Consider the following 17751-nt stretch of genomic DNA (forward strand, 5'->3'; position numbering starts at 1 on the left):
GGGCCAAACCAGAATTCGTTTTCTCGCTTATGCCGCCGCCAAGCCGAATTGTCCAGCGATTCCACGACAGCCAAGGGTCATTTCAAAGCCATCTTGAAGCCGAGATGCGAGGGCTTGAAGCCCAGTCTTTCATAAAAACGATGCGCATCCTTGCGGATCGCATTCGAGGTCAAAGCTACCCGCTTGATCCCGCGGCTTTTTGCCTCGGCAATGGCGAACTCGATCATCCCGGCGCCGATCCCCTGCCCACGCATGTCGGCCCGCGTCTGCACCGCCTCGATGATCATCGCCGACGAGCCTCGGCCAGTCAGCGTGGTCGTGACCATCGTCTGGAACGTGCCGACAACCTCGCCGCCGCGCTCCGCGACATAAAGCACCTGGTCGGGAGAAGCCTCGATCGCTGCGAAGGCCGTGTCATAATGGGCAAAGGCCATTGGATCGGTGGTGTCGCCATGACCGCCGACGGCGTCGGCGGCAAATATTGACACCAGAGCGGGCAAATCCTCCCTGCGCGCCTGGCGAATGCGAATATCGGGCAATTCGACTTCCACGCCTCAATGCCCTTCGAGCGTTTTTTCGAAGATCAGCGCCGGGATGCCGGATTGCCCAGGCGCGCTATTCTCGTTGCGTCCGACTTCGGCAAAGCCGTGCGCCTGATAGAAGGCGATCGCCGGTGCATTTTGCGGCTCGACTTCGAGGCGCATGATCTCCGCATCCGGAAAGCACGTTTCGAGCTCGGCGAAGAGATCGCGGCCGATGCCCTGGCGCTGCAGCGCCGGAGCGACATAGAGGAGATGCAGCATGACCGTCTTCGTCAGCTCATGCGACATCGCCGCATACCCCATGCCGCCGATCTTGCGGCCGTCGTCGGCAACGAGGAATTCGGCATCCTTGCGCACCAGACGCGTTTTCAGCGCCTCCGGCGAAAACAGCTGGGCAGTGAGCTCCTCCACCCTGGCTCTGCCGTGGAGACTGTCATAGGTCGCGTGAAAACTTTCCACCAGCAGGGCGCGGACCTTCTCCAGGTCGCGCTCGCCGGCAGTGCGGACGAAATACACCGCTTATTCCTCGATGCCGAGCTTCGCCTTGACGAGCGCCTGGACGGCCTGCGGATTGGCCTTGCCGCCGGTCGCTTTCATCACCTGGCCGACGAACCATGCGGCCAAGGTCGGCTTCGCCTTGACCTTCTCCACCTGATCGGGATTGGCGGCAATGATCTCGTCAACGGCCTTTTCGATGGCGCCGGTATCCGTCACCTGCTTCATGCCGCGCGCTTCGACGATCTCGGCGGGATCGCCGCCCTCGGTCAGCACGATCTCGAAGAGATCCTTGGCGATCTTGCCGGAAATGGTGCCAGCCTTGATGAGATCGATGATGGCGCCGAGCTGGGCCGGCGAAACCGGCGTCTGCTCGATATCCTTGCCGGTGCGGTTCAGCGCGCCGAGCAGGTCGTTGATCACCCAGTTTGCCGCTGTCTTGCCGTCGCGGCCTGCAGCCACGGCTTCGAAATAATCGGCGATCGCCTTTTCGGAGACGAGCACCGAGGCGTCGTAGATCGACAGGCCGAGCTCGCGCACGAAGCGCTCCTTCTTGTCGTCAGGCAATTCCGGCAGATCGACGGCGAGCGCCTGGACGAAGGCGTCGTCGAATTCGAGCGGCAGCAAGTCCGGATCGGGGAAATAACGATAGTCGTGCGCATCCTCCTTAGAGCGCATCGAACGCGTCTCGCCCTTGTTCGGGTCGAACAGCCGCGTCTCCTGCTCGATCGTGCCGCCATCTTCCAGAATGCCGATCTGGCGGCGGGCTTCATATTCGATCGCCTGGCCGATGAAGCGGATGGAGTTGACGTTCTTGATCTCGCAGCGCGTGCCGAAACCTTCGCCGGGGCGGCGGACGGAGACGTTGACGTCGGCGCGCATCGAGCCTTCGTCCATGTTGCCGTCGCAGGTGCCGAGATAACGCACGATCGAACGCAGCTTGGTCATATAGGCCTTGGCTTCGTCGGACGAGCGCATGTCGGGCTTGGAGACGATCTCCATCAGCGCGACGCCGGAGCGGTTCAGATCGACATAGGACATGGTCGCATGCTGGTCATGCAGCGACTTGCCGGCATCCTGCTCCAGATGCAGGCGCTCGATGCCGATCTCGATATCCTCGAACTGGCCCTGGCGGTCCGGCCCGAGCGAAATGACGATCTTGCCCTCGCCGACGATCGGATCCTTGAACTGCGAGATCTGATAGCCCTGCGGCAGGTCGGGATAGAAATAGTTCTTGCGGTCGAAGAGCGAGCGCTTGTTGATCTGGGCCTTGAGGCCGAGACCGGTGCGCACGGCCTGCCTGACGCATTCCTCGTTGATGACGGGCAGCATGCCGGGCATGGCGGCATCGACCAGCGAAACGTTCGAATTCTGCGGCTTGCCGAATTCCGTCGAGGCGCCGGAGAAGAGCTTCGAATTGGACAGCACCTGGGCATGGACTTCCATGCCGACGATGACTTCCCAGTCGCCGGTGGCGCCGGGGATGAAGCGTTTCGGATCAGGCGTGCGGACATCGACAAGGGTCATCTGATACTCTTTGCAGGCTGTTCTTTTCCACTGGTGAGGTAACGGAAATGGGATGTCGGTGCAAGGCTTTCGCGGAATTGTGTAGCAGTGGCCGTTGCCCGCTTCCGCCCAGATCGAGGCGGCTTTGCACCTGAAGCGCGACGGCTCAATATTTGATCATGCTAATGGACATGAGTTTAGCCCGCTCCCGGTTGTCGTCAGCATCAGGATCTCTATCTTCAGCCACGATGCCGCTTTGATTTGAGATCTTCGCACGACGGAGGCAGTATTGAAGGATTATCTTCCCTATCTGGCCGGAGCCTTGGCGGGAGTGCTGATCGCGTTGACCATTTCCGCCCTGTTGACGCTGCAGGGAACACCACAACTCATTCTTTTCGCATTGCTGCCGGCCATCGGCGGAGCGATCTTTGAGCGCGTTCTCCAGCGTCGATCGGATAAGTTGTAAAGCGTTATGGCAAAGCTGAAAGAAATCGTGGTTGATTGCGACGTCCCCTCACGGGTTGCTCGTTTCTGGGCGGCTGCGCTCGATGGCTACGAAGTGATGCCCTATGACGATGCGGAGTTGGCCCGCCTCGCCGCGATCGGACTGACACCTGACACGGACCCGACCGTGATGGTCGATGGTCCGGGCCTGCGCTTTTGCTTCCACCTTCGTCGGGGAGAACGTCCCATCCGCAACCGCGTACATCTCGATATCGCCGCTCCAGATCGAGAAAAAGAAGTTCAGCGGCTCTTATCCCTCGGTGCGACATTCGTCCGCGAAACGGATAGCTACAGCGTGTTGAATGATCCCGAAGGCAACAATTTTTGCGTGACGTCCGAATAGTCCGCTATGGGCTGAACACTGATATTCGCAAAGCGAGCAATCTTTCGCTTTCCGCCTGACTTTCGAAACGTCAGAATTCCTGCCCGTACCCGCCCTCACCGTCCGAAACCAGCGATTTCGTCAGCCCGACCGAGGGCACGTCGCGGTCGAGCTTCGGATTATAGGCGACCGAGAGCCAGTGGATGCTGTAGCCGTGCTTGCGGAAGAAGCCGATCGCCTCGTTGTTGCCGGAATGGGTTTGCATCGCCGCCTTTTCCAGGCCCTGCTCGGCAATCTCCTTTTCGATCCGCTCGAGAAGGGCGGAGCCCAACCCCTGGCCGATGAAGGCCGGATCGATCCAGAAATCCGAGATGGTTTCGTCCAATCCCTCGCGCGCTGCCCAGCCTGCGACCTGGCCGTTCTGCTCGACGACGGTGATGGTCAGCCAGTCGTTTTCCACGAAGTTGCGAAAGGCGTTGCGGGCTGCATCGATCATCGCGTCCGATTCGCCGATCGACGCCATCGCTTTTTGCCAGGCCCTCAGCCCGATCTCGCTCAACAGCTCCGCTTCGCCGTCGCGGGCATTGCGAATGTGGATCAACGACACCTCCGCGTTACCCCGCAACTAGACCATTGAGTCGGGGAATTTACCAGTACCCCCCGCGGGACCATGGCTGGAAACTGGAGTTTTCGACCGGTTTGATCGGCGATCGCGGTCTTGACCGCCTTTTGCGAGCGAAATAATAAACTCCTTATGTTGAGCCAGTCACAGACCCGGTAAAGGCCCTGCCCGCAAGTCCGCTTGCGCGCATGGCCCGAAAAAACGAAGCCCTGACGTTCGAAGGAGCGCCAGATCGTTTTTGTGCGCCCTGCCGGGCGCGATACCGGATCTCAACAGATGGACATTTCCCGCACGGAGCAGCGCATCCTGCATCTCATGGCCCAAGGCGGCCGCATCGAAATTTCCCGCGACGACGACAGGAAGATCGAGGCGGTTAGCTGCTTCACCCGCGATGGCTGGCTCTATCCCGGCGTCGACCTCGATCTCTTCCGCAGGCTGAAGCGGCTGAGAGCGATCAAGTCCTCCAGTGGCCAGCCCTACCGGATCACCGAAAGAGGGCTGAAGCTGGTCAGGTCGCAGCTGAACAACAGATAGCAACCAACCATCCTGGCCGCGTCTCGAACGGCGCGGTCAGGACTAGTCTCAGGCCTTTGCAGAGAGTTCCGTCCGCATCGCCGACCATTCCTCGGCCATCGTGCCCGTGCCGCGTCGCTTGCCGGCGCGGCGATACCAGTAGTCGGCATTCCAGTCGTCGCCTTCGATGCGATGGCAGAGCGCATGGCCCCAATCGAACGGCTGCTCGCCCTCGTGGCGCTGACAGATTTCGTGAACCGCCTGCCAATCCGCGCCCACGGTGAAGCCGCCGGCGGCAAGGCGATCAGTTGCCTCGATCAATCGCGCAAGATCATTGGTCGCCACACGCTCCTCCTGATTCCCGTTATCGATCAGCCAACAGCTTCTTAAGATGCACCTTTTCGCATTCGACGCCCATGCTGTGGAAGAGCGGGATCGTGCAGCCTGTTACCACCACTTGGCCGGCGTGAACCGGCCGGCTGCCTGCTCGATGACGTGAGCAGTCTTGAAGAGGGTTTCCTCGTCGAAGGGCTTGCCGATCAGCTGCAGGCCGAGCGGCAGGCCCTTCTGGTCGAGACCGGCGGGCACGGCGATACCAGGCAGGCCGGCCATGTTGACCGTGACGGTGAAGATGTCGTTCAGATACATCTTCACCGGGTCGGCAGCGAGGTTCTCATCGGCGACGCCGAAGGCGGACGACGGGGTTGCCGGCGTCAGGATGGCGTCGACGCCGGCGTCGAAGGCGAGTTCGAAATCGCGCTTGATCAGCGTGCGGACCTTCTGGGCGCGGATATAATAGGCGTCGTAATAACCGGCCGACAGCACATAGGTGCCGATCATGATACGGCGCTTGACTTCCTGGCCAAAGCCGGCGGCGCGCGTCTTCTCGTACATGTCGACGATATCCTTGCCGTCGACGCGCAGGCCGTAGCGCACGCCGTCGTACCGCGCCAGATTCGATGATGCCTCGGCCGGAGCGACGATGTAATAGGCCGGAAGTGCGTATTTGGTGTGCGGCAGCGTGATGTCGACGATTTCGGCGCCGGCATCCTTCAGCCAGGCGATGCCCTGACGCCAGAGGGTCTCGATCTCCTCAGGCATGCCGTCGACCCGGTATTCGCTTGGAATGCCGATCTTCATGCCCTTCAGCGACTGACCAAGGGCTGCCTCATAATCCGGAACGGGCAGATCGACCGACGTCGTGTCCTTGGCGTCGACGCTGGCCATCGACTTCAGAAGGATGGCGGCATCGCGCACGTCACGGGCGATCGGGCCCGCCTGGTCGAGCGAGGAGGCGAAGGCGACGGTGCCCCAGCGTGAGCAGCGGCCATAGGTCGGCTTGATGCCGACGGTGCCGGTAAAGGCGGCGGGCTGGCGGATCGAGCCGCCGGTATCGGTTGCGGTGGCGCCGGCGCAAAGATGCGCGGCAACGGCCGCGGCCGAGCCGCCGGAGGAGCCGCCGGGAACGAGCTGCTGGTTGGACCCTGCTGCACGCCAGGGGTTGATCACCGCGCCATAATGCGAGGTCTCGTTGGAGGAGCCCATGGCGAACTCGTCCATATTCAGCTTGCCGAGCATGACGGCGCCGTCATCCCAGAGGTTCTGCGTGACGGTCGATTCATAGCGCGGCTCGAAACCATCGAGAATATGGCTGCAGGCTTGGGTGTGGACGCCTACCGTGGCAAAGAGATCCTTGATGCCGAGCGGGATGCCTTCGAGTTCGCCGGCCTTGCCGGCAGCGATGCGCTCGTCGGAGTTCTTCGCCATCAGGCGGGCGAGATCCGGCGTCACCTTGATATAGGCGTTAAGATGACCATTGGCCGCATCGATCGCCGAGATATAGGCCTCGGTCAGTTCGAGTGCGGTGATTTCCTTGGCGCGCAGCTTGCGGCGGGCTTCGGCAATGGTCAGGCTGGTGAGTTCGCTCATGATGTTTTCGCTTTAGATCTGAAAATGGCAACAGGGGTCGGAAAGAGGCTTGAAGCCCTATTCGACGACTTTCGGCACCAGGAAGAAATTGTGATCGGTGACGGGCGCATTGGCAACGATATCGGCGGCCTTGCTGCCGTCGGTCACCTCATCCGTCCGCTTCTTCATCGCCATCGGGGTGACGGATGTCATCGCTTCGACGCCATCGACATTGACTTCGGAGAGCTGCTCGACGAAGCCCAGGATACCGTTCAGCTCGCCGACCATGCGATTTGCCTCGTCCTCGGAGACGGCAATACGGGCAAGGTGGGCAACGCGCTTCACGGTGGCAAGGTCGACGGACATGGCATTCTCCGGATGGGATTTTTCCTACCCGCTATAAAGGCCATGTCCGCCCGGTGCAACGGGATTTCGTCAGATCGACAGGCTCTCCGCGGGCTTCAGCGCCTTCACATCCGTCTTCGATCCCTCCATGCCGGCAACGAATTTATCGGCCGTCTGCTCGATGATCGGGAAGGTGCCGTAATGGCAGGGAATCGCGGTCTTAAAGTTAAAATAGCGCCGGCAGGCAAGGGCCGCCACGGCGCCGCCCATGGTGAAGCGGTCGCCGATCGGCACGAGGCCGATATCGGGCTGGTGCAACTCATTGATCAGCGCCATGTCGGCGAAGATGTCGGTATCACCCATGGCGAGGATCGAGGCTTCATCCTCGAAATGCAGCATCAGGCCGTTGGCATTGCCGAGCGCATGCGAGACGCCGTCTTCGGTGATCTGGGCAGACGAGTGCAGCGCATTGGTGAAGGTCGCCGAGAAACTGCCGAGCGCGATCGTGCCGCCGGTATTGCCCATCTCGAGCCTGTCGAGACCCTTGGAGCCGAGCCAGGCGGCAAGATCGGCATTGGCGAGAACGACGGCGCCGGTTTCCTTGGCAAGCGCCACTGTATCGCCGACATGGTCGCCGTGCCCATGCGTCAGCAGGATATGAGTAACGCCTGCAGAGACATCCTTGATATCCTGGCCGGAGAAGGAAGCGTTATGGCTGAGGAACGGATCGAGCAGGATCGTCGCTTTTCCGATCTCGATGCGGAAGGCGGAATGGCCAAGCCAGGTGATCTTCATCAAATCTCTCCTTTATTACGTGATGCAAAAGCCCGTTCGGGAAGGTCCAGATGATTTCAGGCCGGATCTGCCTAAAATCTGAATCCGCATCTCAATCAAACAATTGGAGCATGATGTCATGAGAAAACCGCTCACACTTTTCGGCATCATGCTCTATGGACATATCTCATGCGGCCGCAAAGAAAAGCGGTGGCGACTTCAATTTCTTTTGACGGGATGAAATGGCGATGACGGTGCTGACGATCGAGGAAATGGCCGAGACGCTTGCCCCGCGGCAGGCCATTGCCGGCCTCGATCTCGGCACCAAGACGATCGGGCTTTCGATGTCCGATCTCGGGCGGCGTTTCGCCACGCCCCGCCCGGTGATCCGGCGCGTCAAGTTCACCATCGATGCGCAGGCGCTCATGGATTTTGCACAATCGGAAAAGGTCGCGGGTTTCGTCATCGGTCTGCCGATGAACATGGACGGATCGGCAGGTCCGCGGGTGCAGGCGACGCGCGCCTTCGTGCGCAATATGGAGCAGAAGACGGCGCTGCCCTTTGTCTACTGGGACGAGCGGTTATCGACGGTGGCGGCTGAACGGACGCTGCTCGAAATGGACGTCTCGCGCGCCAAACGGGCCGAACGGATCGATTCGGCCGCCGCGAGCTTCATCCTTCAAGGCGCGCTCGACAGGCTTTCCTTGCTGGCGAGATCCGATGGAGACGAATTCAGCTGACGCGCCTTCCACCAGGCGACGATCGACCTGCGTTTCCGGAAGCCGAGGATGGCGAAGACGACGAGACTGTCGACGGCGATGGCGCGGGCAACGAGCGGCGGAATGTTTTCCGGCGGAATGCCGAGCGCCTCGCCATAGAGCTGGAACGTCAGGTCATGGACCTGCCGCGACAGCATGAAGATGCCGAAATTCATGTCGTAATAGGAGAGCCAGTACCATCCGCCCAGAAAGACGATGGGGCCGGCCCAGAAGATCAGAAACCACTTCATGCGGCCTCACCTCCATGCTTGCGCGCGACGGGCAGATCGAGGGAAACCAACCGGGTCGACAATGCCATGATGCACAGCACCAGCGTCGGAATTGCGATATCCAGCGCCAGGACCGCGAAGAACATCATCGCAGTCACGAGAAAGGCGGCTTTGGCGATCCTGGTTCCCATTGATGTCAACTCGGGGGCTCTTACTCATTCCATCTCTGCTCCCCTTCACACTGTCGGGTTAACCCAGGCCAGGCAACGTAAACCATTCATTAAGGTTAACGCGGCAGCCGCTGCCTGTGGATGAATGAGCTGTCAGCCGTAGACGCCGCGCACGATGCGCTTCAGCGCCATCGCCGCCTTCTCCCAGTCCTTCGGCGTCTTCAGCGACAGACCGGCGCACTGCCCGCCGCTTGCTGCGGCAAGCACGAGATGCTGGATCGCGGCGATGATGACGGCATTGACGGCCGCGGCATCAACACCTTTCGGCGGCGCCAGCGAGCCGCGCATGCGCTCCAGCCAGAGAGCCAAAGCCTTCGAACGCGCTTCGGAAAGCCGCCTCACCTGCTCGGTGTTCTCAGATATCTCCCAGGCGAGGATGCGGCGCATCAGCGGATCGTTTCTCAAAGCGTCGAGCAGGAGAAGCGACAGCCGCTCCATCAGGTCGCCATAGGTCAACAGGAACATGCCGCCGGCATCTTCGGGAATGCGATCCTTCACCCAAGTGCCGAGATCGGCGCCGATCGCCTCGACCAGACCGTCAAGACCGCCGTAATAACGATAGATCAGCTGCTTGTCGCAACCGGCGCGGCGGGCGACCGCATTGATGCCGAAATTCTGGAAGCCCTCCTCGGCCAGCAATCCCTTGGCGGCGGCAAGGATGGCGCGCTCGGTGGCGCCCCGATCGCGCACTCGCCGCTCCGGCTCGCCGCCGGCCTCAGGCAAATTTTCAAGTTTTACCGCTTCATCAAGCACGAACGACCCTTCCCCACTGTCACCAATCGGTGAGTAGCGAGGAGGCTTCATGCAATCAATCCTATCCTCTTGAGAAGATTGTGGATATTCCATCCTGTCCGAGGATTTGACGATGAGCCGATGCGGGAGGCTGCCCGCTATGCGATTAGGATCTGCTGAGAAATCTCGTCCCGACGGTTGATCGCGATGGACGAACCCGGCATAGCTACATTATGAACAATTCTAATATTCTCCGCTAAGGCCCTGCAATGGTGAACTATATCGAAGCCTCTTCCGCGCCCTCGAAGAATACGGGCGCCATCCGGCTTTACGACGCGCAAGCATTCGAAGGCATGCGCAGGGCATGCCAGCTGACGGCGCGCTGCCTCGATGCGCTGGCCGACATCGTCAAGCCGGGGCTGGTGACCGATGACATCGACCGGTTCGTCTTCGATTTCGGCATGGATCACGGCGCCCACCCGGCGACGCTGAATTATCGCGGCTACACCAAATCGACCTGCACCTCGATCAACCACGTTGTCTGCCACGGCATTCCGAACGACAAGCCGCTGCGTGAGGGCGATATCGTCAATATCGACGTCACCTTCGTGCTCGACGGCTGGCACGGCGATTCCAGCCGGATGTATCCGGTGGGAACGATCAAGCGCGCCGCCGAGCGACTGCTCGAGGTCACCTATGAATCGCTGATGCGCGGCATTTCCGCCGTCAGGCCCGGCGCCCGCACCGGCGCAATCGGCGAGGCGATCCAGACCTATGCCGAGGCCGAGCGTTGTTCGGTGGTGCGCGATTTCTGCGGCCACGGCGTCGGCCGGCTGTTCCACGATTCACCGAATATCCTGCATTACGGCCGCGCCAATGAAGGGCCGGAACTGCGCGAAGGCATGATCTTCACCATCGAGCCGATGATCAATCTCGGCCGGCCGCATGTGAAGGTGCTGGCCGACGGCTGGACGGCGGTCACCCGCGACCGGTCGCTTTCGGCGCAGTACGAACACACCATCGGCGTCACCTCCGACGGCTGCGAGATCTTTACGCTGTCGCCAGGCGGGCTCGACCGCCCGGGCTTGCCATCGTTTGCCGGGTGACGATCCGATGGCGAAGAGGCCGGTTGCGACATCTTCCGACGACGAGCTGCCTTTTGAGACCGAAGAGCCTGTTGCCGCCGACGAACGCTCGTTCTTCGGCGGACAGCCGCAAAAACCGACCGCGCCGAACGCCAAGGCCGCCCTGCCCGCTTCGCTCGCCGCTCAGGAGCATTATCACGGCCATCGCGAGCGGCTGCGTGACCGCTTCCGCGAACAGGGCGACATCGCCCTTGCCGACTATGAAATCCTTGAACTCCTGCTCTTTCGCCTGATCCCGCGGCGCGACACCAAGCCGATCGCCAAGGCGCTGATCGAACGCTTCGGCTCGCTTTCCGGCGTTTTTGGCGCGCCGGCGGCGCTGCTGACCGAGGTGAAGGGCGTCGGCGAGGCCGTGGCGCTCGACCTGAAACTGATCTCGACGGTGGCCCACCGGACGCTGAAAAGCGAGATCAGAAGCAAGCAGGTGCTCTCCTCCTGGTCTTCGGTCATTCAATACTGCCACGCCGCCATGGCGCACGAGACCCGCGAACAATTCCGCATCCTCTTCCTCGACAAGCGCAATGTGCTGATCGCCGACGAGGTGCAGGGCCGCGGCACGGTCGACCATACGCCGGTCTATCCGCGCGAAGTGGTCAAGCGCGCGCTCGAGCTTTCGGCAACGGCGATCATCCTCGTCCACAACCACCCGTCCGGCGACCCGACGCCCTCACGTGCCGACATCGACATGACCAAGGTGATCATCGAGGCGGCCAAGGCGCTCGATATCACCGTCCACGACCACGTCATCATCGGCAAGGACGGCCATGTCAGCCTGAAGGGGCTGAAGCTGATCTGAAAGCACAGGGCCGGCGGAAGCGGCAGTCGAATCGACGGATTGGATTTTTAGGGAAATGGGCGCGCTATTGTCCGGTAACGATCGGAATACGAGGATCATCCTTGCTGCCCTGGAGGCGGCTTGCCAACGCAACAGTCAAAGCCTGGGCCAGGCACATCGGAGCAGCAAGAGAGCGCGAGAACGTGTATTCATGCTCCGGGACAGGGAAGAGAACCGTCGCAGACTTGGCCAAAGGTGAAAGTGTGCTATCGGAAATGGCGACGATAGAAATGCCCCGGGCGGCCGCATCTTCCACCACGTTCACAACTTCAGTCGCATAGAAACGAAACGATACGGCAAAGAGGAGATCCGTATCCTTCATCGTACGCCCCATATATGTGGCAAGCCCACCACCTGGGTCGAGAAGAACACACCGCTTTCCAAGCATGGTAAGAACGTACCGCAGCAATTCAACCACTGGCGCTGAACGCAGCTGACCGATTAAGAAGATTGTCTCGCTTTTTTCCAGAAGGTCGACCGCTGTGGCCAAGTCCTCACCGGAAATTTGCGCAAGAATGTCCTGTAAGGACGCTATATCCCTCACCACGAGGTCGCGAAGGAATCCCGCCTCGCTTCTATCCGTCCGCGCACCGAGCTCCGTCTCCAATGCCTTCTTTCGCGCTTCGAAACCAGGAGCGGCGGTGGAGAGCCGGCGCTGAAACAAGCCTTGCAGATCCTTGAAGCCCTCATAGCCGAGGTACTGGGCGAAACGGACGAAGCTGGAGGCGTGAATGCCACAGCGCTCCGCGATCGCATTGACAGAGAGGACTGCCACATCATTCGGGCTCTGGGTAAGATAGACTGAGATTTTCTGATAGGTTTTGCTCATGTCGCCGTAGCGGTCATGGACCAGACGAATGAATTCCTCGTAATCTCGCGGTGGTTCGATCTTCGCCATTTCCTAAACCTGCAAATCTCATCGCATCATGCGCTGAACAGCAAAAGATTGGCAATGTCAAATCGATCTGCCTTGCCGGGCGGCTACCGGAGCCGCCCGCAACCCTTGCAGCGCAAGATCAAAAGGACTGTTGTCCCGTCAGCTTTTCAATGATCTTGTCTATGGAAACGGCGAGGACCAGCAGAAGCCCGGTGACGATCAGACGAACTTCGTTCTCCACGCCCATGAGATTAAGGCCGTTTTGGACCGTGCCGATGACCAGGGCTCCCAAGAGCGCTGCGTGGATAGCGCCTCGCCCCCCGAACAGGCTCACGCCACCGATGACCGCCGCCGCGATTGATTCCAGCAACAGTGTTCCACCGCCGACGCCGCCGCCAGAGAAGACACCGACGCCGAGAGTTCTCGACGATGCAACGATCCCAGCAATTGCCGCAATACCGCCGGCGATTGCAAAGGCAGCCATTCGAATGAGTGGCACGTTGATGCCGGCTCGGCGTGCCGCTTCGTCATTATTTCCAACCGCATATAGATAAAGGCCGAATTGAGTTTCGCCTAAGACATAGCCGCCGATACCAAGGAGAAACACAAAGATCAGAACGGGCAACGGAATGCCTTGACTGGCATTGAGGACGAGCACAACCAGTGCCCCCAGAATGCCTGCTCCGAGGAGAGGAAGCAGCACGCTATGAAGAATCGATACTTCAAGGCCTGCTCGCTGTCGCCGGACGACGCCAGAAAAAATCAACCCTCCGAGCAGTATCAACCCAACTGCCCAGGCGATCCAGGCGCTGGCGCCTGCGACAGTCGTCTGCGCTATGTATTCAACCCCTGTCCCCATCAAGGCATAACGCGCGGTCGCAGGAAGCAGAAGCAATTGAATGCCGTTGAGTGCAAGCCCCAGGCCCAGGGTGACGACGAACGATGGCACTCCCACCCAGTTTACCCACCGCGCGGAACAAGACCCGATCGCTGCGCCGATCACAATTGCAACAGGCAGCGCCAGCCAGGGCGAGAAACCATAATCGACGATCAGCTTTGCGCTGAAGACTGCCGTGACCCCATGTATTGCCGCGATCGAAAGATCGATCTCCTTAACCAGGAGGACAAACATCAAACCGAGCGCCATCATGCCGACGACCGTCGATTGCTGAAGCAGGTTCGATAGATTTCGCGGCGTGAGGAAAATATCGCTCTGAGTGGCAAAGAAGATCCACAGCGCGATCAGCGCGATGACCACGGGCAGCGCCCGCAGATCGCTGTTGAGAAGCTCTCCGAAAGTGCGTCGCTTCGGCGCGGCGGTTGTGGAGATGGAGGCCATGGTATTCGTTCCTTGACTATGGAAAGAGTTCTGGTCAGCCGGCAAGATTGACACCCTCGTTGCCGCCGACCATCGCGTTGACGACCATTTCCCCGGTCACATCCTTGGAGCGAAAGCTCGCCGCATTCGCGCCAAGTCGCATGACTTCGATGCGGTCGGTCGAATTCACGACAAAGTGGTGGATGTCGTGACTGACAATGACGATACCCAGTCCATCATCGGCCAGGCCGCGGATAAGGTCTGCGACCTGTTGCGCCGCCGAGTGGCTAAGGGCTGCGGTGGGCTCGTCGAGGATGACCACCTTGGGCTTCCAAAGAATGGATCTTGCTATCGCGATGTTCTGACGTTGGCCGCCGGACATGGCGCCAACGGGCCGGGTCAGCGAAAGGTTGCCCAGACGCATTCTCGTCATGACTTCGCGGGCGCGCACTTCGCATTCCGCGCGGCGGATGCGGCGGCCGAAAATGCCCGAGCCGGTCAATTCACGACCGAGAAACAGATTCTGGACAGCGTCCAGATTGTTGCAGAGCGCAAGATCCTGATAGACCGTCGCAATGCCTTGCGCAGTGGCATCCGCCGGGGTTCGGATCGTAACCGGCTTACCTTCGATCTCATATTCTCCGGAGTCAGCCGCGTAGACGCCTGCCATCACCTTCACGAGCGTCGATTTACCCGCGCCGTTATCGCCCACCATCGCGACGATTTCGCCGGCATGGACTTCAACGGAGGCTCCTCGCAGGGCGTGAACCGAGCCGAACGATTTGTGAATGTTGCGCATCGAAATGAGCGGAACAGACTTTTTGGTTGAAAGGGCTTTATCCTGTGAACGCCCTGAATCGGTCACGGTCATGTCATCCTCGGAAGGGTCTTGATCCTGCAACGGAGGAAGACGGCCGCGCCGCCCTCCCCCGCAACAACCGATCAAATTAAAGATTTTTCTTGCAGACGTCGGCCGTTTCGATGCCTTTGCAGATTTCTGCCCAGGTCCAAACGCTCTTCGAGACCACGTCGCCAAGATTGTCCTTCGTGATGTTGCTCACCGGCAGGAACACGGCCGGGACGTCCATGAAGGTGTTGTTGACCTTGCCGTTGACCAGGTCTTTCGGCACCCCCTTGCCCGCAACGATCGATGCGACGACTTCCGCGGCTTCGTTTGCCTGGACCTTCAGGTCCTTGAGAACGGAGTTGTCCTGCCAGCCTTGCGCGATGTAGCGGAGCGCCTCTACCGTGGCATCCTGGCCGCCGGTGACGAGCTTCTCTCCCGGCTTTGCTCCCTGGGAGATCAGCGCCGCAACAGACCCACCGGTAGTGCCGTCATTCATGCCGAGAAAGACGTCGACGTCGCCACCATTCTTCGTCAGGCAATCTTCGGCGAAGTTCTGAGCCAGCACCGGATCCCAGTTCTGCGTGTACTGTTCGCAAACGACCTTGACCTTTCCGGAGTCGATCAGCGGCTGAAGAAATTCATTCTGGCCTTTTTCGTATTGCCCGGTGCCGTACTCGCCCTGGTTACCCTTGACGCGTGCAACCTTGACCGGCGATTTCGACATGGCCTTGATCAGTTCCGCAGCGCGTTTGCCCTGCGCCTGACCAACCGCCAGCGAGTCGAAGACGATGTGGGCTTCGGCCTTTCCGCCGACAGCATCGTGATCGTAGAGAACGACAGGAACATTCGCCTTGGCCGCCGCGGCAAGCTCACCGGCGGCAAGGTTCGCGTCTGCAGACGTGAGCAGAATGACCTTTGCCCCCTGAGCGATCGCATCTTCGACCTGAGCCTGCTGTTTATTGGGATCGCCCTGCGCATTCTGAACCACGACTTCAACGTCGGGCGCCTTTTCCTTCATCGCCTGAACGAAGAACGGCGCATCGCGGCTTTCGAAGCGAATTGTCGTTTGATTTGGCAACAAGAAGAAGACTTTCGCCTTGTCCTGCGCGACTGCCGCGCCGCCCATTGCGACTGCGATAACTGTTGTGGCCATAAGGCCACGGATCAGACGTTCCATCTCTTACCTCCCATGGAACAAAGTGCATCCAGGACCGACAGATTTTCTAGGAACGACGCCTCCCAGCGCCAAACTTCTGCCTGCCCATGATTGCTGTCGAGAACCTCATTTGCAACAACCATTGCAAAATAGACTAATCAGCAATAATCACTGAGTCAAACCATATTTCAATGCTTAATGTCATTTTTAATACGTGCAATTTTCATTGCTAGTTGCGCATAGAATTTCGTGGGCGCGGAAGCCAGGCCCTCACAACATTCAGATTGTAACTTATCGACTTGCTGGCCTAGGTCGCTTGCAAGTACTGGGCGTTCACAACGAGGCTCGGATCTATTCTTCCGGCAAAAAAATCGAGCACATTTTGAACCGATGCTACGGCCATCCGCTCACCGCATTCACGGGTCAGTCCGGCGATATGCGGTGACAGCACCACCTGATCGAATGCTAGAAGGCGGCAATCCTCAGATGGTGGTTCGTCGTCAAAAACGTCGAGCCCTGCTGCGCCGAGACGACCGGATTGCAGTGCTTCGATCAAAGCTGCCTCATCGACAACACCACCGCGGGCTGTATTGACGAGGATGGCACCGGGGTTCATCGCGGCAAGTTCATCTTTGGTTATTATCGGTCGATCGGCCTTTGGAACATTGACCGAGATTACGTCAGCCCACCGAAGGCCATTGAGGAGGCTGCCCTCGGGCAAGACCGCCCCCCCGGGCCAGCCTTGGGCCTGCAGATAAGGATCAAAAGCTCGGATCTCCATGCCAAAGCCGGCGGCCATTCTGGAGAGATGACGCCCAATGCGACCGAACCCGATGATCAGCAGGCGCTTTCCCGAAATCTCTTCCGCCTCCAGCCGATTCCGCCATCCCCATTCCGATGGATTGCGCACGGCACGATCGCCGCGAAGAACCCGTTTCGCCGCCGACAGGATCAACATCATGGCGTGTTCCGCCACCGACACCGAATTCACGTCGCCGACTACTGCAAGTGCAATGCCTCTTTCATTGAGCGATGCCAGATGTACGGCATCGTATCCAACGCCATGGCGTGAGACGATCTTTAAGCGGTCCGCATTCGCAACAGTCGATGCTGAAAGCGGCTGCGTGCGCAACACCAGGGCGTCAGCCTTGCTGATAAATGGATGATAGGATTGCTCCGACACTTCTTCCACGTAGTCGAACGTCACGCCCGGAGCGCTTTTCAAGAGCGCCATGCCTGACGGATGCAACTTTCCCGCAATGAGAATATGGGGCATCAGTAGGCCCCCTTTTCAGCTATACCCGCCGTCTGTCCTACGAGGTCGCGGAACTTCGCGACGCTCGCCGCCGCTGCAGCCGCCAACAGTCTGGTGTCGCCGGACACAGTTGTCATATCGAAACCCCACTGAATGGCGCGGGCGGCATATTCCGGCGTGCCGCAATGAAGGGCGGCGCGAATTTTATTCTTCTTGCAAACAGCGACGATGCGCTGGAGAGCGTCGATCATTTCCGGCTCTTCGCGATCGAAGGCCGGCGCAAGCCGACCGTCGGTCAAACTGAAGGTCAGATCGGCTGGACCGACATAAATGCCATCCAACCGTGGCGTTGCGGCAATTGCATCGAGGTTCTCCATCGCTTGCTTGGTTTCGACCATGGCGAAAGCAAGGACTTCTCCATTCGCCTCAGCCGCATAGTTCGGCCCGGCGGCGAAGCTGACGCGTGTCGGCCCGAAACTGCGCTGACCGTGAGGCGGATAGCGTAGATAGCTGACGAATTCGGCCGCCTGTACGGCAGTGTTGACCATCGGGCAGATCACGCCATAGGCGCCTGCATCCAGCACCTTCATGATAATGCCGGGCTCCAGCCAAGGCACGCGTGCCATTGGCACGACACCGGAGGCGCGCATGGCCTGAAACATCGGCAGCACCGAACCGTAGTCCAGCGCACCATGCTGGATGTCGATCGAGACCGAGTCATAGCCTTGAGCTGCCATGATCTCCGCCGTGAACGCATTGCCGATTGACAGCCAACCATTGATCGAGGGGCGACCTTGAGCCCAGATTTCCTTCAACCTGTTCTTGATCATACCGGCA

Annotated in this window: 23 protein-coding genes; 6 read left to right on the forward strand and 17 right to left on the reverse strand. The window is 59.7% G+C overall.

From position 1 onward, the window contains the following. Positions 1-77: 77 nt before the first annotated feature. Genes FHX03_RS11290 through gatB form a run of 3 tightly spaced genes read right to left on the reverse strand, consistent with a single transcriptional unit; the run spans position 78 to position 2564 of the window. Positions 78-551, reverse strand: coding sequence for a GNAT family N-acetyltransferase (locus FHX03_RS11290; RefSeq protein WP_183853645.1), 474 nt, complete (start codon positions 549-551; stop codon positions 78-80). Positions 552-554: 3 nt separating this feature from the next. Next, positions 555-1058, reverse strand: a complete 504-nt coding sequence (locus FHX03_RS11295) for a GNAT family N-acetyltransferase (RefSeq protein ID WP_183853647.1) — start codon at positions 1056-1058, stop codon at positions 555-557. A 3-nt stretch (positions 1059-1061) separates the two neighbouring features. Then, positions 1062-2564: an Asp-tRNA(Asn)/Glu-tRNA(Gln) amidotransferase subunit GatB gene (gatB, locus tag FHX03_RS11300; protein ID WP_097625322.1), complete on the reverse strand. Its 1503-nt coding sequence runs from the start codon at positions 2562-2564 to the stop codon at positions 1062-1064. A 268-nt stretch (positions 2565-2832) separates the two neighbouring features. On the opposite strand from gatB, the gene FHX03_RS11305 reads away from it, so the two are divergent. Both FHX03_RS11305 and FHX03_RS11310 read left to right on the forward strand, forming a co-directional pair. Further along, positions 2833-3009, forward strand: coding sequence for a hypothetical protein (locus tag FHX03_RS11305; protein ID WP_003586904.1), 177 nt, complete (start codon positions 2833-2835; stop codon positions 3007-3009). Between the two features lie 6 nt (positions 3010-3015). Further along, positions 3016-3390, forward strand: a complete 375-nt coding sequence (locus FHX03_RS11310; RefSeq protein ID WP_183853649.1) for a VOC family protein — start codon at positions 3016-3018, stop codon at positions 3388-3390. A 70-nt stretch (positions 3391-3460) separates the two neighbouring features. On the opposite strand, the gene FHX03_RS11315 is transcribed toward FHX03_RS11310, so the two are convergent. Next, positions 3461-3970: a GNAT family N-acetyltransferase gene (locus FHX03_RS11315; protein WP_183853651.1), complete on the reverse strand. Its 510-nt coding sequence runs from the start codon at positions 3968-3970 to the stop codon at positions 3461-3463. Between the two features lie 297 nt (positions 3971-4267). On the opposite strand from FHX03_RS11315, the gene FHX03_RS11320 reads away from it, so the two are divergent. Next, a complete protein-coding gene (locus FHX03_RS11320) occupies positions 4268-4525 on the forward strand; it encodes a YjhX family toxin (RefSeq protein ID WP_003586907.1) in 258 nt (85 codons plus the stop codon). 48 nt (positions 4526-4573) lie between these two features. Here FHX03_RS11320 and FHX03_RS11325 read toward each other — a convergent pair whose 3' ends face one another. The 4 genes from FHX03_RS11325 to FHX03_RS11340 form a co-directional block, all read right to left on the reverse strand. Next, positions 4574-4849 (reverse strand): hypothetical protein, encoded by a 276-nt coding sequence (locus FHX03_RS11325; RefSeq protein ID WP_183777733.1) that lies wholly within the window; start codon positions 4847-4849, stop codon positions 4574-4576. A gap of 102 nt (positions 4850-4951) precedes the next feature. Then, a complete protein-coding gene (gatA, locus tag FHX03_RS11330; protein ID WP_097625318.1) occupies positions 4952-6433 on the reverse strand; it encodes an Asp-tRNA(Asn)/Glu-tRNA(Gln) amidotransferase subunit GatA in 1482 nt (493 codons plus the stop codon). 57 nt (positions 6434-6490) lie between these two features. Beyond that, positions 6491-6778, reverse strand: a complete 288-nt coding sequence (gatC, locus tag FHX03_RS11335; protein WP_003578934.1) for an Asp-tRNA(Asn)/Glu-tRNA(Gln) amidotransferase subunit GatC — start codon at positions 6776-6778, stop codon at positions 6491-6493. 69 nt (positions 6779-6847) lie between these two features. Then, on the reverse strand, positions 6848-7552 hold the full coding sequence (locus FHX03_RS11340; protein ID WP_097625317.1) for a metal-dependent hydrolase: 705 nt from the start codon (positions 7550-7552) through the stop codon (positions 6848-6850). Positions 7553-7779: 227 nt separating this feature from the next. On the opposite strand from FHX03_RS11340, the gene ruvX reads away from it, so the two are divergent. After that, positions 7780-8271: a Holliday junction resolvase RuvX gene (gene ruvX / locus FHX03_RS11345; RefSeq protein WP_097625316.1), complete on the forward strand. Its 492-nt coding sequence runs from the start codon at positions 7780-7782 to the stop codon at positions 8269-8271. Here ruvX and FHX03_RS11350 read toward each other — a convergent pair. From FHX03_RS11350 to FHX03_RS11360, 3 genes are all read right to left on the reverse strand, one after another. Further along, positions 8211-8540 (reverse strand): DUF6105 family protein, encoded by a 330-nt coding sequence (locus FHX03_RS11350; RefSeq protein ID WP_097625315.1) that lies wholly within the window; start codon positions 8538-8540, stop codon positions 8211-8213. The two genes, ruvX and FHX03_RS11350, sit on opposite strands and share 61 nt — an antisense overlap. Continuing rightward, positions 8537-8710 (reverse strand): hypothetical protein, encoded by a 174-nt coding sequence (locus tag FHX03_RS11355; RefSeq protein WP_003586917.1) that lies wholly within the window; start codon positions 8708-8710, stop codon positions 8537-8539. Before FHX03_RS11355 ends, FHX03_RS11350 begins: the two co-directional genes overlap by 4 nt. A gap of 132 nt (positions 8711-8842) precedes the next feature. Then, positions 8843-9502 (reverse strand): TetR/AcrR family transcriptional regulator, encoded by a 660-nt coding sequence (locus FHX03_RS11360; protein ID WP_097625314.1) that lies wholly within the window; start codon positions 9500-9502, stop codon positions 8843-8845. A 248-nt stretch (positions 9503-9750) separates the two neighbouring features. Here FHX03_RS11360 and map point away from each other — a divergent pair, with 248 nt between their 5' ends. Both map and radC read left to right on the forward strand, forming a co-directional pair. Continuing rightward, on the forward strand, positions 9751-10587 hold the full coding sequence (gene map / locus FHX03_RS11365) for a type I methionyl aminopeptidase (protein WP_097625313.1): 837 nt from the start codon (positions 9751-9753) through the stop codon (positions 10585-10587). Positions 10588-10594: 7 nt separating this feature from the next. Beyond that, positions 10595-11422, forward strand: a complete 828-nt coding sequence (radC, locus tag FHX03_RS11370) for a RadC family protein (protein ID WP_183853653.1) — start codon at positions 10595-10597, stop codon at positions 11420-11422. Between the two features lie 64 nt (positions 11423-11486). Here the strand turns inward: radC and FHX03_RS11375 are convergent, their stop codons facing one another. The 6 genes from FHX03_RS11375 to FHX03_RS11400 form a co-directional block, all read right to left on the reverse strand. Continuing rightward, on the reverse strand, positions 11487-12359 hold the full coding sequence (locus FHX03_RS11375; RefSeq protein WP_097625312.1) for a MurR/RpiR family transcriptional regulator: 873 nt from the start codon (positions 12357-12359) through the stop codon (positions 11487-11489). 118 nt (positions 12360-12477) lie between these two features. Continuing rightward, positions 12478-13677, reverse strand: coding sequence for a sugar ABC transporter permease (locus FHX03_RS11380; RefSeq protein ID WP_097625311.1), 1200 nt, complete (start codon positions 13675-13677; stop codon positions 12478-12480). A 34-nt stretch (positions 13678-13711) separates the two neighbouring features. Continuing rightward, entirely contained in the window at positions 13712-14527 is an 816-nt protein-coding gene (locus FHX03_RS11385) for an ATP-binding cassette domain-containing protein (RefSeq protein WP_097625310.1), read from the reverse strand. A 76-nt stretch (positions 14528-14603) separates the two neighbouring features. After that, entirely contained in the window at positions 14604-15680 is a 1077-nt protein-coding gene (locus FHX03_RS11390; protein WP_183853655.1) for a sugar ABC transporter substrate-binding protein, read from the reverse strand. 286 nt (positions 15681-15966) lie between these two features. Beyond that, positions 15967-16935, reverse strand: coding sequence for a hydroxyacid dehydrogenase (locus tag FHX03_RS11395; protein WP_183853656.1), 969 nt, complete (start codon positions 16933-16935; stop codon positions 15967-15969). Beyond that, on the reverse strand, positions 16935-17744 hold the full coding sequence (locus tag FHX03_RS11400; RefSeq protein ID WP_183853658.1) for an HpcH/HpaI aldolase family protein: 810 nt from the start codon (positions 17742-17744) through the stop codon (positions 16935-16937). Before FHX03_RS11400 ends, FHX03_RS11395 begins: the two co-directional genes overlap by 1 nt. Positions 17745-17751 lie beyond the last annotated feature (7 nt).

Origin of the sequence: Rhizobium sp. BK456, from assembly GCF_014194045.1 — a bacterium.
Taxonomy (GTDB): Bacteria; Pseudomonadota; Alphaproteobacteria; order Rhizobiales; family Rhizobiaceae; genus Rhizobium; species Rhizobium redzepovicii.

What these genes read in the sequence shown, in the direction of transcription:
- gatB (WP_097625322.1), bottom strand. Translation starts at nt 2,564, where the DNA reads ATGACCCTTGTCGATGTCCGCACGCCTGATCCGAAACGCTTCATCCCC.
- FHX03_RS11310 (WP_183853649.1), top strand. Translation starts at nt 3,016, where the DNA reads ATGGCAAAGCTGAAAGAAATCGTGGTTGATTGCGACGTCCCCTCACGG.
- FHX03_RS11320 (WP_003586907.1), top strand. Translation starts at nt 4,268, where the DNA reads ATGGACATTTCCCGCACGGAGCAGCGCATCCTGCATCTCATGGCCCAA.
- gatA (WP_097625318.1), bottom strand. Translation starts at nt 6,433, where the DNA reads ATGAGCGAACTCACCAGCCTGACCATTGCCGAAGCCCGCCGCAAGCTG.
- gatC (WP_003578934.1), bottom strand. Translation starts at nt 6,778, where the DNA reads ATGTCCGTCGACCTTGCCACCGTGAAGCGCGTTGCCCACCTTGCCCGT.
- FHX03_RS11340 (WP_097625317.1), bottom strand. Translation starts at nt 7,552, where the DNA reads ATGAAGATCACCTGGCTTGGCCATTCCGCCTTCCGCATCGAGATCGGA.
- ruvX (WP_097625316.1), top strand. Translation starts at nt 7,780, where the DNA reads ATGACGGTGCTGACGATCGAGGAAATGGCCGAGACGCTTGCCCCGCGG.
- FHX03_RS11350 (WP_097625315.1), bottom strand. Translation starts at nt 8,540, where the DNA reads ATGAAGTGGTTTCTGATCTTCTGGGCCGGCCCCATCGTCTTTCTGGGC.
- FHX03_RS11355 (WP_003586917.1), bottom strand. Translation starts at nt 8,710, where the DNA reads ATGGGAACCAGGATCGCCAAAGCCGCCTTTCTCGTGACTGCGATGATG.
- map (WP_097625313.1), top strand. Translation starts at nt 9,751, where the DNA reads ATGGTGAACTATATCGAAGCCTCTTCCGCGCCCTCGAAGAATACGGGC.
- radC (WP_183853653.1), top strand. Translation starts at nt 10,595, where the DNA reads ATGGCGAAGAGGCCGGTTGCGACATCTTCCGACGACGAGCTGCCTTTT.
- FHX03_RS11375 (WP_097625312.1), bottom strand. Translation starts at nt 12,359, where the DNA reads ATGGCGAAGATCGAACCACCGCGAGATTACGAGGAATTCATTCGTCTG.
- FHX03_RS11380 (WP_097625311.1), bottom strand. Translation starts at nt 13,677, where the DNA reads ATGGCCTCCATCTCCACAACCGCCGCGCCGAAGCGACGCACTTTCGGA.
- FHX03_RS11385 (WP_097625310.1), bottom strand. Translation starts at nt 14,527, where the DNA reads ATGACCGTGACCGATTCAGGGCGTTCACAGGATAAAGCCCTTTCAACC.
- FHX03_RS11390 (WP_183853655.1), bottom strand. Translation starts at nt 15,680, where the DNA reads ATGGAACGTCTGATCCGTGGCCTTATGGCCACAACAGTTATCGCAGTC.
- FHX03_RS11395 (WP_183853656.1), bottom strand. Translation starts at nt 16,935, where the DNA reads ATGCCCCATATTCTCATTGCGGGAAAGTTGCATCCGTCAGGCATGGCG.
- FHX03_RS11400 (WP_183853658.1), bottom strand. Translation starts at nt 17,744, where the DNA reads ATGATCAAGAACAGGTTGAAGGAAATCTGGGCTCAAGGTCGCCCCTCG.